This window comes from Actinomyces sp. SKVG-SVH-4(1) (assembly GCF_048514265.1).
Lineage (GTDB): Bacteria > Actinomycetota > Actinomycetes > Actinomycetales > Actinomycetaceae > Actinomyces > Actinomyces oris.
Map to the genome: position 1 here is coordinate 1 of NZ_JBGEVE010000011.1, position 13,876 is coordinate 13,876.

At 68.3% G+C, this 13,876-nt stretch carries 10 protein-coding genes; 3 read left to right on the forward strand and 7 right to left on the reverse strand.

Annotation, left to right across the window (positions count from 1 at the left end; translation table 11 throughout):
• Positions 1-449 precede the first annotated feature (449 nt).
• Both AB7V09_RS09680 and AB7V09_RS09685 read right to left on the reverse strand, forming a co-directional pair.
• Complete coding sequence (locus AB7V09_RS09680) at positions 450-1,202, reverse strand: response regulator transcription factor (RefSeq protein ID WP_314156026.1); 753 nt, start codon at positions 1,200-1,202, stop codon at positions 450-452.
• A 133-nt stretch (positions 1,203-1,335) separates the two neighbouring features.
• Positions 1,336-2,832, reverse strand: a complete 1,497-nt coding sequence (locus AB7V09_RS09685) for a histidine kinase (RefSeq protein ID WP_419143615.1) — start codon at positions 2,830-2,832, stop codon at positions 1,336-1,338.
• Between the two features lie 579 nt (positions 2,833-3,411).
• Between AB7V09_RS09685 and AB7V09_RS09690 the strand changes: the two genes are divergently transcribed.
• Positions 3,412-4,161 (forward strand): DUF4352 domain-containing protein, encoded by a 750-nt coding sequence (locus AB7V09_RS09690; RefSeq protein ID WP_419143616.1) that lies wholly within the window; start codon positions 3,412-3,414, stop codon positions 4,159-4,161.
• Between the two features lie 309 nt (positions 4,162-4,470).
• Complete coding sequence (locus AB7V09_RS09695) at positions 4,471-5,652, forward strand: Fic family protein (protein WP_419143617.1); 1,182 nt, start codon at positions 4,471-4,473, stop codon at positions 5,650-5,652.
• 189 nt (positions 5,653-5,841) lie between these two features.
• Here AB7V09_RS09695 and AB7V09_RS09700 read toward each other — a convergent pair whose 3' ends face one another.
• Both AB7V09_RS09700 and serC read right to left on the reverse strand, forming a co-directional pair.
• Positions 5,842-7,032 (reverse strand): phosphoglycerate dehydrogenase, encoded by a 1,191-nt coding sequence (locus AB7V09_RS09700; RefSeq protein WP_009406788.1) that lies wholly within the window; start codon positions 7,030-7,032, stop codon positions 5,842-5,844.
• A gap of 141 nt (positions 7,033-7,173) precedes the next feature.
• On the reverse strand, positions 7,174-8,253 hold the full coding sequence (gene serC, locus AB7V09_RS09705) for a 3-phosphoserine/phosphohydroxythreonine transaminase (protein WP_003788576.1): 1,080 nt from the start codon (positions 8,251-8,253) through the stop codon (positions 7,174-7,176).
• Positions 8,254-8,524: 271 nt separating this feature from the next.
• On the opposite strand from serC, the gene AB7V09_RS09710 reads away from it, so the two are divergent.
• Entirely contained in the window at positions 8,525-10,081 is a 1,557-nt protein-coding gene (locus AB7V09_RS09710; RefSeq protein ID WP_419143618.1) for a DUF4832 domain-containing protein, read from the forward strand.
• Positions 10,082-10,706: 625 nt separating this feature from the next.
• Here AB7V09_RS09710 and csb2 read toward each other — a convergent pair.
• From csb2 to AB7V09_RS09725, 3 genes are all read right to left on the reverse strand, one after another.
• Complete coding sequence (gene csb2, locus AB7V09_RS09715; RefSeq protein ID WP_419143619.1) at positions 10,707-12,023, reverse strand: type I-U CRISPR-associated protein Csb2; 1,317 nt, start codon at positions 12,021-12,023, stop codon at positions 10,707-10,709.
• Positions 12,016-13,227 (reverse strand): type I-U CRISPR-associated RAMP protein Csb1/Cas7u, encoded by a 1,212-nt coding sequence (gene cas7u / locus AB7V09_RS09720; protein ID WP_419143620.1) that lies wholly within the window; start codon positions 13,225-13,227, stop codon positions 12,016-12,018. Before cas7u ends, csb2 begins: the two co-directional genes overlap by 8 nt.
• 64 nt (positions 13,228-13,291) lie before the next feature.
• Positions 13,292-13,867, reverse strand: coding sequence for a type I-E CRISPR-associated protein Cas6/Cse3/CasE (locus AB7V09_RS09725; RefSeq protein ID WP_419143621.1), 576 nt, complete (start codon positions 13,865-13,867; stop codon positions 13,292-13,294).
• Between the last annotated feature and the right edge of the window lie 9 nt (positions 13,868-13,876).

The window sequence follows — 13,876 nt, forward strand, 5'->3', positions numbered from 1 at the left end:
CGCACATCCTGACCAACCCCAGAACCAGACACAAAACACCCCTCCCACGAGTGGTGCATCCACCACCAGACCCCACCCTGACACGCCCCCGCCACCGAAGGGGACATTCCACGCGGCCGGGGGCGTGTCGTCCCGGGCGGGGGCGTTCGACGCCGTCGGGGACAGCAATCCCGTCCCCGCACGCGCAGGATGCCCCCGGGCAGTAGATCCCCACCCTCGTGCAGTAGACCGCGCCGGAGACGGCCCAGGCCGGAACCGGCGTCGAAACCACAACCGCCGGACCCCACACAGACGCTAGAAGGGACCAGGCCGGGGAAAGGGGCGGCCCCCAGGGTGAGACGCCCAGATTCGCCGCCACGACCGGGCGGAGTGGATCAGGCCTGCGGCCCTGGGTGCCCGAGTCCGGCGGGTTCTCGCCACCGGCCCTCACCGGTCGGGGTGGCTCACCCCTATCCCAGCAGCCCGGCGCGTTCGGCGAGGACCGCCAGGTGCACCCGGTTACGGGCACCGACCCGCTCCTGCGCACTGCGCAGGTGGGCCTTGACGGTTGAGACCGAGATGTACAGCCGGTTCGCGATCTCCTCAGTGGTCAGTCCCTCGGCGGCCGCGGCGATGACCTCGAGCTCGCGCCGGCTGAGCCCCGCCGCCGCCTGCTGAGCCTGGGCCACGGCGTGCTGACGCTCCTGCGAGCGAAGGTCATAGGCCGCCGCCGCCGGTGCCGTCGGCTGGGAACGCACGTATCGCAGCAGCTCGGCAAGCGCCCCCGGTGAGAGCACCGACTCGCCCGCCATGACCCGACGCAGCCCGGCATGGAGCTCCTCGGAGGCGGAGTACTTGAGCAGGTACCCCACAGCACCGGCCTCAATGACGCGCACGACGGCGTCGTCAACGTCCCAGGTAGTCAGCGCCACGACGTGGGGGTGGCGCGGTGCGGCACAGATCTGGCGGGTGGCCTCGATCCCGTCCATGACGGGCATGCCCAGGTCCATGAGCACGATATCGGCCTCGATACGGCCCACCACGTCGATCGCCTCACGGCCGTCACCGGCCTCAGCGACGACGACGTAGTCCTGGCCGGGCCGCAGGAGCGGCTTGATGGCCGCGCGCGTCAGTGGGTCGTCGTCGACGAGGATGACACGGACCGGGCGGGCCGGTGCGGGGGACGCGGACCAGGAGGCCGGGGCGGCGGAGGGATCGGGCACGGAGCCCAGCCTAGGTGCGTGCGCCGACACAATCACCATCCCAACGGCCCAGGCCCCGGATGGTACAGCCCCGTGAGCTGCACGCCGGCCGATTTCTCCCGACCGGGCTGTGCAGATACTGGTTGGCGGCCGCTCAGCGACTGGTGCGGGGTGACTCCGCCGAGCGCCAGGGCAGGTGCGCGCTCACGACGAACCTGCCCTGGCCGTCGGGGCCGGCATGGAACGTACCGCCGCAGATCGCCGCCCGTTGGGCCATGCCGCGCAGGCCCGAGCCGCCCTGGGCGTCACCGACGACGACTCCGGGTTCTGACGCTGCGCCTCGGCCAGCACCCGAGGCCTGAGGCACCTCATAGGACTCGGGGTCCTGAGCCTCCGGCTCGGTCCGAGAGATCCGGTTGGAGCAGGTGATGTCGATGCCGGTGTCCGGACCGCCCTCGACGCGCAGCTGCACACTCGTACCGGGCGAGTGCTTGCGGGCGTTGGTCAGGGACTCCTGGACGATCCGGTAGACGGCGCGCGAGAGCACCTCATCGGCCTGCGCAGCGCGGTCGAGGTAGATCGAGGAGCTCAGCGGCTGACGGGCGGCAAGAACCCCGTCCACCACCTCTCTGAGGTCCTCCAGGCGCGGGGCGGGCTCGACCGCGCCCACCGGCTCGCGCAGCACGGCGAGCAGGGAACGCAGGTCCCGCATGGCGCCCTGGGCCTCCTGTCGCACGCGCTGGGCGGCGGCCCGCGGATCGTCCTCGCCGACGGCGCCGGCTGAGTCCGGGGCCTGCGAGCCCTCTGGGGCATTCGAGCTCTCCGACGTCTCCAGGACGCCCTGCTCCAGGGCGGCGGCGTGGAGGGCGAGCAGCGACAGGCGGTGGCCGAGTCCGTCATGCACCTCGCGAGCCACCCGCTCACGCTCAGCCTGCAGGCTGACGGTGTCCGCCAACCGGCTGGAGGTCCGGGTCTGCTCCTGGGCGGTGCGCTCGGCCTGGGCTGAGGCGTCGGCCGCCTCCCGGGCTCGGCGTCGTGCCTTCATCTCCCCGTCACGCGCGCGCAGCCACAGTCCGACGCCGACCGGCAGGGACATGGCCACCACCGCGAGGAACAGCACCTGCAGCACCGACACATGGGTCACGGCATGGGGGTCAGGGGAGGATGAGTTGAAGGCACCGATCATCGAGCTCCCGGTGGCCCCGTAGCTCGCGTCCCGGAAGAGCGCCGTCAGGGTGCCGACGGCGAGCAGCGCGCCCGTGGCCCACGGGACAGGGTCGCGCAGGGAGCGGGACCGGCGCACCACGGTGGTGAAGGCGATGAGTCCCACCGTGGTGTCCAGGGCAGCGATAACACTCGCGAGCGCCGAGACGACCGTGATTGGCACCGGCCAGCGCCGGCGCAGGAAGAACGCCACGAGAAGCCCCAGCCCCGTGAGGATTCCAGCGGCTTCGAGCACTGGGTGGTGGCTCTCCTTGAGAACCTGCTCATGGTTGAAACGTGTTCCCAGCGCAATGAGGAACCCCATGGCGCACAGGGCGAACAGGCCCAGGGATCGCAGGATCGTCAGGGTGACGCGCAGGGCATGGCGTTGCGACGGGGACAGGGACTGTGTAAACGACGGAGCCGGTCTTACAGGCGCGTACGGCACAGGGGCGGAGGGAACCGCAGTCATCGGGGGGCGGAGGCGCGGGTCCGACGCCGCAGGAGTACCGGGAGCAGCGGAAGGAGCGGGGTATGAGGGATGCGGGGAGAGTCCCGCGTACCCCGTGTACCCCGGATATCCCGGATATCTCGGATAGGAGGGGTAGGCCGGTGGGATCGGCGGGTATGGCAGGGCCCGCGCCCCGAAGGCGGGCGCAGTGAGCTCAGTCCGACCACCCCCAGGGCTACCGCTCCAGCCCGACACGGGTGGGGTGCCGGGTCCAGGAGTGGGCGGGTAGGTGGGGACTGACATGTGCTCACTGTAGAACCGGGCACTGACACGCATGATCGCCCGATAGGACACGATTCGGGCGCTACAGCACGGGAGGCATCGTCCTTTTGGACAGTCGCGATGAGTGCCCTTTCGGACGGCCGCCTCGGACTCATCGGTCGATGTGCGCGCCGCACGGCCGGGGCCATCGTTGTTCCCGTCAGCTGATCCCGTCAGCTCCGGTGACGACACACCGTGATGGGCACTGCCGCATCCCGCTCAGTGCCTCACCTCCCGCATCTCGAAGGACCCATCATGACCAGCCCCGTCAACCCAGTCCCTTCCTCACCCGCCGGTGTCCCCGCCGCGGGCTTCCCCGCCCCGGCCGCAGGCATGGGCTTCCCCGCCCCCGAGCCGAAGCGCTCCTGGTTCGCCCGGCACAAGATCCTCACCGGTATCGGCGCCTTCATCGCCGTCGGCATGATCGCCTCCGCACTCAACGGTGGTGGGGGTTCGGGGAACTCGAGCACTACCGCCGCCACCCTGCCGTCCATCCAGTCGATGGCCAGCGCGCCCGCTCAAGCAACCGCCGGCCAGGACTCCGCAGCCGCACCCAGCCCTCAGCAGCAGGAGCCGGCAAAGGATGCCGAGAAGTCGGACTCCGCACTGAGCTTCCCCGGGAAGCAGAGCGACGACGTCGTCGGAAACGCCGGTGACACGATCGACGACGGCGGCATCAAGGTCAGCGCCACGCCTGTGGCCGCGGGTGACGCCACCCTGGGCCCCACCGCCTGCTCGACCATCACGATCACCAACGGCTCCAAGAACACCCTGGACGTCAATGCCCTGGACTTCACCTTGCAGAACCCGGCCGGGGCGATCAGCAACAGCGGCTTCCTGGGGTCGAGCAACCACCTGTCCTCATCCACGCTCATCGCGGGTGGCTCGGTCAGCGGCGATGTCTGCTTCGATGCCGACGTGTCGGCCGGAGGGCAGTACGTGCTCCTCTACAAGCCCACACTCTCGCTGTTCGGGCACCGCCGGGCCTGGATCAACAACCTCTGACATCCCACGGGGTCCGCAGGTGCATCTGGCACGTGCGGACCCCACCGGCCGGGGACATTCCACGCGGCCGGGTGCGTCTCGTCCCAGCCGGGGGCATTCGACGCCGTCGGGGACAGCAATCCCGTCCCCGCACGCGCGACATGCCCCCGGCCGGAAGAGAATGTCCCCGCACGCGCGGGATGTGCCCCAGCTGTCGAACGAACAAGACTCGACACACATTCTGTTGACACTTATGGTGGTGAACTGTCAACAGATTGTCCGGGGGTGTCAGAAATGGTTCATGCAGCCGCCACTTCCTCATGGCCGCGCGTGACCTGGGAGACCTTGCCCTGGCGCCCCCGGGACGGTGCTGCCCTCAGCGCTCGGCAGCGCTCTCGTCTGCCACGCTCCTACGACTCGGCCGTCGTACCGAACATCGCCGACGCCGCGGTCGAGCTCCCCACCGAGGTCATGGCACGTGAAGCGGCTACGGTATCGGCGGTAGCGCGCTTCGATGCGACTGCGGCCTGCGCCCTGCTTCCGTTCACTGCCCTGCTTCTGCGCAGCGAGTCGAGTGCGTCCTCGCGCATTGAGCGCCTGACGTCGTCGGCACGCCGCATCGTGGAAGAGGAGACCTTCGGCGGCGACCGCAGCAGTGGAAACGCCGCCCTCATCGTGGCCAACACCCGGGCGATGGAGACGGCCACCGGAGCACCCTGGCCTCTGGGCCTCGGCTCCCTGCTGTCCATGCATCAGGCCCTGCTGGGGGACTCTGCCCCGACCATCGCAGGCCGTCTCCGGCAAGAGCCGGTATGGATCGGTGGCTCGGACCTGTCCCCGGCAGGCGCCATGTTCGTCCCTCCTCACTATGAACGGGTGCCGAGCGCAGTGGAGGATCTGCTCTCCTTCTTGCGGCGCTCAGATCTGCCGCCCTTGACCAAGGCGGCGCTGGCGCACGCCCAGCTGGAGACGATCCATCCTTTCGCAGATGGCAACGGCCGCACCGGGCGGGCGCTGATTCACGTCGTCCTGTCGGGGGAAGGGCTGTCCCTCAACGCGCCGCTGCCGCTGTCGGCGATCCTCCTGACCGATGTGGGGACCTACTTCCGAGCCCTGGACAAGTACCGAGCGGGGGCGCCGCTGGCGGTGGTCGAACTGTTCATCGATGCGGCGCAGCGCGCCGCGGAGCTCGGGGCCTGGGCGGGCCGGGAGCTCGACGACGTGCACAGGCAGATGCAGGATCGTGTGTCCTCCCGTGCCGGGACCCCCGACCGCGACCTCGTACGTCATCTTGTCTCCCAGCCGGTGACGGATGTTCGCGGGGCGGCCGCTGCGGTGGGAGTGTCGGAGCAGGCGGCGCGGCGCGCGCTGGAGCGCTTGGAGAACGCCGGCGTCGTTCGGGGCTACCAGGTCTCCCGGGGTCGCCGAGCCTGGAGGGCTCAGGACGTCCTGGACCTCATGGATGAGGTGGCCGAAGGACTCGGGCGCCGGCAGGCTCCCGCGGACGTCTGACAGGACGTCGTCACGGCGGGGACATTCCACGCGGCCGGGTGCGTCTCGTTCCAGTTAGGGGCATTCGACGCCGTCGGGGACAGCAATCCCGTCCCCGAATGCGTCACCTGTCCCCGACCGCACAGAAATGTCCCCGCACGCGCGAGACGTCACCGGCCGCGCGGGGTCCCAGCAGCGCGGGGCGTCGGCTCAGATGCCGCGCGCCGACAGCACGCCGTCGATCGCGCGCAGCTCCTCCAGGACCTTGGGCTCGATCTCGCCCTCGACGTCGACCAACGTCACCGCCAGCTCGCCGCGGGACTTGTTGAGCAGGTTGGCGATGTTCTGCCCGTGCTGGGCCACGATCGTGGAGACCTGGCCGACCATGTTGGGCACGTTGCGGTTGACGATGACGAGCCGGTGCGTGCCCTCCTGGCGCGCCATGACGGCCTCGGGGAAGTTGACCGAGTTGTGGACCTGCCCGTCCTCGAGGAAGCCGCGCAGGGAGTCGGCGGCCATGATGGCGCAGTTACGCTCGGCCTCCTTGGTGGAGGCGCCCAGGTGGGGCAGGGAGATGCACTTGGGGTGCTTGTGGACCTGCGTGGAGGGGAAGTCGCACACGTAGCCGCGCAGCGTGCCCTCGTCGAGGGCCGCCACGACGGCGTCAGTGTCAACGATCTCGGCGCGCGCGAAGTTGAGCAGCACCGCGGTCTCCTTCATGAGGGCCAGGCGCTGGGTGCTCACCAGTCCGCGGGTGGCGGGGATGAGCGGCACGTGAACGGTGAGGATGTCGGCGCGGCGGAAGACCTCCTCCATGGAGTCGGCCCGCTCGACCTCGGCGCTCAGGTGCCAGGCGTGCTCCACGGAGATTCCCGGGTCGAAGCCGACGACGTTGAGCCCCAGCCCCAGGGCGGCGTTGGCCACCTGCACACCGATGGCCCCCAGGCCGATGACGCCGAGCGTGCGGCCGGGCAGCTCGAATCCGACGAACTGCTTCTTGCCGGCCTCGACGGCCTTGGCGATCTCGGCGTCGTCGCCCTCGAGGGTGTGGGCGAAGCGGGCTGCCGGGATGAGGTTGCGCGAGGCGATGAACAGTCCCGCCAGGACCAGCTCCTTGACGGCGTTGGCGTTGGCGCCGGGGGTGTTGAATACGGGCACACCGCGCTCGGTGAGCGCCTCGACCGGGATGTTGTTCGTGCCGGCGCCGGCGCGGGCCACCGCCAGGACCGACTCCTCGATGGGGGTGTCGTGGAGCTTGGCCGAGCGCACCAGGAGGGCATCGGGCTCCTCCACGGAGCCGCCGACCTCGTAGAGCTCGTCGGGCAGGCGGGACAGGCCGGCCCCGGAGATGGCGTTGAGGGTGCGGATACGGAACTTGTGGTCAACGCTGCTGGTGGTCACGGAAGTACTTTCTGCAGAGCGGTCCGGGTGGGGGAAGGTCGTGGCGGACAGGTGGTCGAGCCCACGGGCCGATGGCCGGCCCACAAACCGGTCGGGCCCACAGGCCAGGCGAGACGGCCGGGATGGCGAGCCGGCGGGCGCTCAGGCCCGGGCGGCGAAGTCGGTCATGTAGTCGATGAGGGCGCGCACGCCCTCGATCGGCATGGCGTTGTAGATGGAGGCGCGCATGCCGCCCACGGAGCGGTGCCCCTTGAGGTTGGTGAGCCCGGCGGCCTCGGCGCCGGCCAGGAAGTCGGCGTCGCGGGCGGGGTCGGCCAGGGTGAAGGGCACGTTCATCCAGGACCGCGAGCGCTCCTGAACGGGGTTGGCGTAGAAGTCGGAGGAGTCGATGTAGCCGTAGAGGAGCTCGGCCTTGGCGCGGTTGCGCTCGGCCATCGCCTCCAGGCCGCCGCCGTCCTCGATCCAGTGGCCGATGAGCCCCAGCAGGTAGATGGCGAAGGTGGGGGGCGTGTTGAGCATGGAGTCGGCGTCGGCCATCTTCTGGTAGTCCAGGACGGTGGGGGTCACCGGGCGAGCCCGCCCCAGCAGGTCCTCGCGCACGATGACGACGGCCAGGCCCGAGGGCCCCATGTTCTTCTGAGCCCCGGCGTAGATGAGGCCGTAGCGGGAAACGTCAATGGGCCGGGAGAGGATCGTGGAGGAGAAGTCGGCCACCAGCGGGACCTCGCCGGCCTCGGGCACGTAGTCGAACTCGACGCCGCCGATGGTCTCGTTGGGCGTGTAGTGCAGGTAGCGGGCCGCCTCGGGCACCGTGAAGGAACCGGGCTCGGGGGTGGTCGTGTAGGAGGAGGCGGCCTCGTCGGCGGGCACGACGACGTCGAGCTCGTAAGCGCCGGCCTGCTTGATGGCCTTGGCGGACCACTGGCCGGTGTTGAGGTAGGCGACCGTGTCGCCGGGGGCGGTCAGGTTGAGGGGGATGCCGGCGAACTGGGCGCTGGCCCCGCCCTGGAGGAAGAGCACGCGGTAGTTGTCGGGGACGGACAGGAGGCGGCGCAGGGTGGCCTCGGCGTCGGCCGCGCAAGCCACGAAGTCGGCTCCGCGGTGGGAGACCTCCAGGACGGACATTCCCGATCCGCCCCAGCTGGTGAGCTCGGAGGCGGCCTGCTCGAGGACGGGCAGGGGGAGCTGGGCGGGACCGGCGGAGAAATTGAAAACGCGCACGGAGTCATCATGGCCGCTTATGCGCGCGGCGGCAATGTCGTCCCGCATGGCGTCGCCCGCCGACGTCGGAACGCAGCCGGACCGCTGCCGGCATGCGGCCGGCATGCGGCCGGAACGCGGCACAACACGAAATTCTCATGTCCTCCAAAAGTACGGGTGGCACAGGCCCTTCACCCCGTCAACCGAGCACGTTGTCAGCGATAGCACAGGTGGACCGCTCAACTGGCCGGTAGGGTTTACCCACGCCCAAGTCCCTACCTGACAAGTTTTTATGATCGATTCACAGCACGACGAGACCACTTCTGCAGCAGCTTCCGGCTCCACGTCGGCGGCCGCGCAGCAATCGCACGGCCCAGGTTCCGATCGCACGCCCTCCCTGGGACACCAGGTGCTCGACCGGCTCCGCAGGGGGCGCAAGCCGCGCTTGGGCGCCATCCTCATGGCGCTCGTCGCCGTGGTGTCCCTGGCCACCGGGTTCCGGGCCTGCAACTGCAACCGGGCCTGGATCGAGGTCTCCGCGGCGGCCACGCCGGAGGCCAACCCGCTCAAGGGCATGATGCCCTTCGCGCCGGCGGACGCCTCCCACTCACCGGCGCTGCAGGAGAACGCCCCGCCCCACACGATGGAGTGGCTGACGCTGCCGGTCAGCGACGTCGTCGCCGGGCCCGGCTCGTACTCGTGGGACAGGCTCGATGCGCACCTCAATGCCATCGCCTCGCGCGGACACCAGGCGGTGCTGCGCTTCTACGTCGACTACCCCGGGCGCCCCAGCGGCATCCCAGCCTACCTGCTGAGCTCCCACGCGGTGCCGACCCACGACTACACGTTCCACGGCAACGCGCCGGGCCAGTCGCTGGCGCCGGACTACAACGACCCCGAGATGATGTCGATGCTCACCGGCTTCATCTCGGCCCTGGGCCAGCAGTACGACGGCGACTCGCGCCTGGCCTTCATCACCCACGGCCTGGTGGGCTTCTGGGGCGAGGGGCACACCTACCCGATGAACGGCAAGGTCTCCGGCGAGAACCCCTCCGGCGAGAACTGGATGCCGTCGGCGGCGAACCAGAACACCCTCGTTGACACCTGGGACAGCGCCTTCCAGGTGACGCCGACGCTGGCGCGCTACCCGTCCGCGGAGACGGTCAAGCACGGGGTCGGCTACCACGATGACTCCTTCGGCTACGCGACGATGGACACCGCCGACTGGCACTTCCTGCCGAAGCTGAAGGAGGCCAAGGCGGACCAGGCCTGGCAGCAGCATCCGATCGGCGGCGAGATCTACCCGGGCATCCAGGAGTGCTCCGTGCGCAACCCGGGCAGCTGCATGGCCTCGGGCTCCAACGGAGGAACGGTGGACATCAACGCCTCCATCAAGGCCACGCACGCGAGCTGGCTGGTGGACAACTGGGCCTTCACCACGACCCTCAACGGCTCCGAGCGCGAGCGGACCGTGCAGGCCTCCGCCGAGACCGGCTACGACCTGGCGGTGGCGCGCTGGCGGATGCGCAACGGCAAGGTCGAGGTGCAGATCGCCAACAACGGGGTGGCGCCCTTCTACTACAACTGGAACGTGGAGGCGGTGGCCATCAACACCTCCAACGGCATGGAGGTCGGGCGCACCACGCTCAGCGGCGACCTGCGCAAGGTCGCGGTCGGCAAGTCCCAGACCTTCTCCGGGCAGCTCCCGGCGGACCCGGACGGACAGAACACGATCCTGGTGCGCGTGGTCAACCCGCTGGACTCGGGTCAGCCGCTGCGCTTCTCCAGCGCCGGCCAGGACCAGACGCTGCCCGGCTACCTCACCCTGGGCCGCACCCCCACCAAGTAGGGCGCTGGGCCACCGAAGGGATCCCGACGGGGACCCGGCCCCACCCGGGGCCGGGCGCCCTCACCGGATCCCACTCCAAGACAACGTCAGCCGCAGGTCCGTGTGAACCCCCGCATACGCGGGGCTGACGCACTGCGGCTCACCTGGCCGCCGGACGGTAACGGCAAGCACCGGAAGTGAGAGACGGCGGGGGTTGAAAATGAACCAAGCATCTTCAATCCCCGCCCTCCTGGTCAGGGTAAGCCTCTCGGGAAGGAACACCACGACTGAGACCGGACGCCGCGTCGTGATCGCCTCGGCGACGAACTCCCCTCTACCCCCGCATACGCGGGGACGACGTGCTGCTGTTCGTGATGGTGCTGCGCAACCTGCCTCTACCCCGCATGCGCAGGGCCGGCAACTCGCTGGCCTTGTGGGTGGTGGTGGCGACGCCTCTACCCCCGCGTGTGCGGGGCTGACTGCTGATCTCATGGGTACCTCCTCGCTCGCTGGCTAGCCTCTACCCCCACATACGCGGGGCTAACTTCCTCCTCTCCGACGGCTCGAAGCTCACCGCCCCTCTACCCCCGCATACGCGGGGCTGACCTGCTGACCTGCTGACCTGCTGACCTGCTGACCTGCGATGTTAGTCGGCTCGAGGTCGCCGTGGGTTCACTGCCAAGGTGGTGGCGCCCAGGGGAACCATGAGCGCACCGTCGAAGACCACCGGCCCGGGCACCTTCGCGTCGAAGGTGACCGAGACGTGCCAGCGCCCGTTGTCCTCCTGCACATCGATACCTCCGTCGCTTCGTGAGTCGGAGTGACGCTCAGCCGCAACGAGTCTGCAACCGAGCCCCGAAGCGCATTCCTCCAACAAGGACACAATGTGTTCAGGCTCCTCCGCCGTCGGCACAACGGTGGTCCACCGTAACGAAGGAGCCGTAGCGGCCCGCAGAACTCGAGGCAGAGAAGCCATCGTCCTGGTCTCGGCGAGTTTGGCCTCAACCACCCCCGTCCTCACCGCGAGTCCCACGGAGGGCAGCCGAGAACCCCCGGCCACGAGCACCCCCCGCAGGACGGGCAGGTGACGGCGACCCAGCCCGCCGATGAGTGGCAGCATCCAGCCCGCCTCCCCAAGGGAGTCTCGCAGCTGCTCCATGACGAGAGCAGCGTCGACGGCATGCACCAGAACTGCCCCTTGTCTCCCACTGTGGGGCATTCGGTAGAGCGAGCACGTGCGCAGCAGCTCCCGAGTATCAGGCGCAGCCCCGTCACCCGACCTCCCACCCATGAACCGATAAAGATAGGTGGGTCGCACGCTCATATACGGATGCGTCCCCGTCACGGTGCTGCGGCGCCGCTCCTCCTCTCGGGCGTCCAAAGCAGCCAGGAGTCCTTCCGTCCCCACCCGCAGCCGAATCCAGCCCGTCGGGTCCGGTTCCCAACAGAAATGACCAGGTGGCACCTCACCAGCACCGTCGACGACGTCGAGCAGCACGGGTGAGGTCGGACGCCCGAGGTACTCCACGGACCGCGCCACCTTCTGCAGAACGGCCAGATCGACCGGGCCATCGGCGGCGAAGGTCCAACGCACGACGTCGCTCGGACCGGTGCCGACCATCATGCCGCACTCGGGATCTTTCGCCTGCTTCTCCAGGAGGCGGTCGTTTCGGTCGACAATCCCGGTCGGCGAACCGTTCTTGTCCATCTTCAGCTCATTGTTAACGGGAACCCACCGCCGGTAACCGATCCGACGCTCACCAGCCGGAGGGGCGGTGATTCGTGGAGGAAGGCATCGGAAGAGAACCTCGACCTCGGAAACGCCTTCTCCGAGGCCATGGGCGGCAGACAGCATCGCGGCCAGTACGCGCGCTGGAGCCGGCGGCCATTCGGCGCACCCCTCTCCGTCGTGCGCGTTGAACTCTCCGAGGGGGAACGAGGCCGTGATGGTCAGATCACTCATCGCTGCGTCCGTCAGTTTTGCGCCCGTCGACGTCCAGGATGATCTTTCCCAGCGGGGAGCCGTGGGTGATCGTGACCGTGGTGGCGCCGTTCCAACCGATCTCCTGGCCCAGGTCACGCACGAGGTCCACCAGCTCGTCGACCTCCGGCAGTGCGAGGGGCTCAGAGGGTGCTCCGTGCCTCTCAACCTTGACTTCAAGGCCCGGCTCGCGCAGGCGCAGTTCCGCCCCTGCTCGCAGGTCCAGCCGTTCCTGAAGCAGTCGGTACAGCAGCAGGGTCAGACTGACCACCAGCGCTCGTGCAGGCTCCGGGCGAGAGAAGGCGAATGTCCTCAACCCCGCGAGGGAGAAGAAAGCCTTCCCCTTGATGAGTTCATAAGTGAGGTCAGAAGGAGCCTTAGCGACCTTTGCAGGAGGCATCGACCCCAGCCCTAAATTGGACAGCTTCACTCCCTGAATCGTCACTTCTTTACCCACTGCCGCGAAAAGCGGGTCTGTTTTCGCGGCCATACGACGGCGCTCAGACACTCCGGTCGCGATAATCTCCGATGTGAACAACCTCGCAGAACGCGACTCCGCAGGGTTCATGACGTAGTAACCGAGATATTCATCTCGCGTCGCATTCAGCTCGCGGGCATTCTTACCCCCCTCTTTATTTCCTCCCTGGTTGGCTTTGTCAGCAGCCTTCTGGGAGCGCTTCGTCTGCGAGTGCCACCATCCGAAGGGGATCGCTGTGGGGAATCCAGTAAGCAGGGCATCCGGCTGGGAGCGGGTGGCATTCTGGATCCCCTCAAAATCGACGCCCTTGTCGGCGAGCTCACCTCGTATGAGCCTCCAGGTGGCGTCGGCTTGCCGGTGCGAGAGCTCCACGGAGGTGGTCAGCACCTCTCCTTCCTCGTCGACGAGGACCACCAGGGGGAACCCCAGCACCTCAGCGAGAGTGGAGGTTCCTCCTCTGAAGCGACTGGCCAGAAGTGCCTCGCACCGCGAGGCCTGAGAGCCCCAGCTATCAATTGTGGCCGCCTTCTTACCGTCGAAGGTTTCAAAGACTCCGACAACCTCTCCCTCCTGACGGATCGTGCCCGCCGGAGGTGTCACAGTCATTCCCGCCAATGAATCATATTTGCTGGCCACGCTAATTCCAGCCACCGCACTGTCCTCCATGAGAGCACCGATGGTGGAGCGAAATTCCTGGGCCGTCGTCATCGTTCAATCTCCTTATCCGCATATCTATGGTCATGCTGGCCGAGCACAGCTTTCATCCGCGTCCTCACAACACCAGGGGCATTCCGTAGCCGTAGGCCTTCCCCCTCCCGATGCCCTGGTGGTAGGCGGATGTTCCAGCCTCACTGATACTGCTCACCGTGCCGGTGAGGTCCCGGAGGGTGAAGGAGCGTCCGCCTCGCCTGCCCACGAACCACCTCGGTGAGACCGCCAGCTCACTGACCCCCAGACCATGGCGCTCCAGCAAATCGGTGGCCCATCCGTCAGCTTCTTCGTCGAGGACGGCGCGGACACGATTCCTTCCCGATTCGTCAGCATGGCGTTTCTCTGCCACCACTCGAACAGTGAAGCGCTGACCGACGGCAAACCCTGACGGCGCCTCGATGGCCTGTGTTCCGGGCAGATCGAGATCGGCCCGGAATCTGATGACCAGGGAGCCCTTCTGCCCGCCGTACTCGGTTGGTAGAGCCAGGCGGTACAGGACACCGAGGTCTGCGCGAATCGACCGCGAAGCGCCTCTGAGATCGGGCAAGTACGACATGGCGAGACGATGGACCGCATCAGGTGTCTCCAGGTCCGATAGCGCCTTCGCCAGCGGGAGGACTGCGATCTGATCAGGCATGGGTTGTTG